This is a genomic window from Kitasatospora sp. NPDC002522 (assembly GCF_053595195.1).
Genome location: NZ_JBSFXE010000121.1, coordinates 1 through 1,415, shown reverse-complemented (window position 1 = coordinate 1,415; position 1,415 = coordinate 1). Strand labels below are relative to the sequence as shown.

Here is a 1,415-nt window from a genome sequence, read left to right as displayed (position 1 = left end):
CTCGCCCACGCCCTCGGCATCCGCCTGCGCATCAACGTCCACGGCGACACCGACCACATCGAACACCTCGGCCCCACCCACGCCCCCGTCATCGCCGTCCATCACACCGGCAACCACTACGACGCCAGCACCCCCGTCGCACCGCCCAAGCGCACCCATCTCGACGACGACCGGCCCACCACCGGCAAGCGCCGACGCACCACGCCCAGCGCCGGCGAGCAGGCCGATCCCACCCGGACCAGCCCCACCGTCATGCCCGCCATCGACTGGAACGACTCCTTCGCCCCACAGCCGACCGTCCAGCAGGCACGGCAGATCTTCCAGAGCCTGACCCGGCACAACCCCACGCCGCCGCGCCCCACACCCGCCCCCACGGGTTCCGGGACCGCCCCGAGGTCCGCCGGCACACCCGAAACCTCACTCGCGCTGGCGTTCGTCTACGGAAGCACCCCCGACACCCTGGAGGACACCGCAGGCACGGTCTGGTACGGGCAGGACATCCCCACCACCGCCGAAGTCCACCACCTGCTCATGACCCACGAGGACGCCTACCGCACCGACTACCAGCGATTCCACGCACAACTCGCCGACCCCACCGACCCCCGCCCCACCGAGGACCTCATCGACGACTTCGCCCACCGGTACCACCTCAACCCCGCCACCGTCGCCTACTGGGCCACCCACGTCCTGTCCGCCGAGAAGCGGTCGGACTGACGAACCACCACAACACAACACGGGCCCACCCGTTGACCCCCGCCCCGCCGGTCGCCTGCTGACGGAATGACGATCGCCGCATCATCGAGCGCGTTGGCTGGACATGCCCGCGCGGGTGGCGCCACCGTATTGATCGGTGGTGCCACCCTCCCTTTGGGACTCTCCTCGATCCCAGGGCTTTCGTTCCTTACGGGTAGGCGACCAGGTTGGCCACGTTGGTGGCCGAGTTGGACGGGCCGCCGGTGGAGTTGATGACGTGGTTGATGGTGCCGGTGCCGCCGAGCGAGACGGTCACCATGTCGTGGAAGCGGACGCCGGTGCGGTTGGGCGCCTCCAGCGAGTGCTCCTCGACCACCGACGGGTTGACGTTGAAGTAGGCGTAGGAGCCCAGGCCCCAGGCCTCGTGCGAGGTGACGCCGGGGGCGACCTGGTAGGCCGGGTAGCCGCGGGTCGAGCCGTTCATCCAGGCGGCCTGGTTCGGCGGGTCGTAGGGCAGCTCGTTCTGGAAGAAGTAGGTGCGGCCGCCGTTGCCGTTCCAGATCACCTGGGTCTGCTGGTAGTGCTCGACGAACAGGCCGTACATGGTGACGTTGTTCCCGTTCACGATCAGTCCGTTGGCGGCGGTGTTGCTGGTCCAGCCGACGCCGCTGCCGTGGTCGGCGCGCCACAGCCACATGTGGTCGCCGATCACGTTGTTGGAG

1 protein-coding gene and 1 pseudogene are annotated in these 1,415 nt (G+C 69.0%); one reads left to right on the top strand and one right to left on the bottom strand.

Going from position 1 to position 1,415, the window contains the following annotated elements; translation table 11 throughout:
- On the top strand, window positions 1–714 hold a 714-nt coding region (locus tag ACWD4U_RS34770; RefSeq protein WP_449787417.1), incomplete at its 5' end, for a hypothetical protein.
- Window positions 715–901: 187 nt separating this feature from the next.
- Here ACWD4U_RS34770 and ACWD4U_RS34765 read toward each other — a convergent pair.
- A pseudogene (locus ACWD4U_RS34765) lies at window positions 902–1,415 on the bottom strand (coagulation factor 5/8 type domain-containing protein); the annotation flags it as partial.